General features: G+C 47.0%; 1 protein-coding gene. It reads right to left on the reverse strand.

Features of this window, described 5'->3' with window-relative positions:
* Positions 1-509 (reverse strand): LysR substrate-binding domain-containing protein (locus ACWHAR_RS32385; protein ID WP_452089093.1); only part of this gene is annotated, 509 nt, incomplete at both ends.

Consider the following 509-nt stretch of genomic DNA (forward strand, 5'->3'; position numbering starts at 1 on the left):
ACCTATCCCAAGGTTCGCGGAAACCATTTCGCTGATGAAATCCCATTGTGAGGTTTCATAAATGACATTCGGCTGAAATCCCGCCTTCAAGCAGGCCGTAATGATCCGTTCGTGAAGAACAAAGTCTTCCCGGAAGAAAATAAACGGTTCTTCGCTTAACTGCCGAAGCTCGATCTCTTCCGCATCGGCAAAACGATGGGACGGGTGGACGATTAGCATTAAGTCTTCTTTAACAATTGTAAAGGAGTGAAAAATCTCCTCTTTTGCAGGCAGGACGGCAACGCCGATATCAAGCGATCCGTCCTCTACTCCCTCCTGCACTTTCACAGACCCGTGTTCAACAAGCTGAAAGGTGACGTTCGGATACTTATCTCTGAAATCCCCTATCACTTTCGGAAAAAAACCGGAGCCGATCATCGGCGGCAGACCGATCCTCACATGCCCTTTTTTGACGTCCATCAAGTCGTTCAGCTCAGAAGTTAAATTTTGAAATGACTTGGTGATTTCCT

The organism is Bacillus sp. LR--39 (assembly GCF_053613335.1).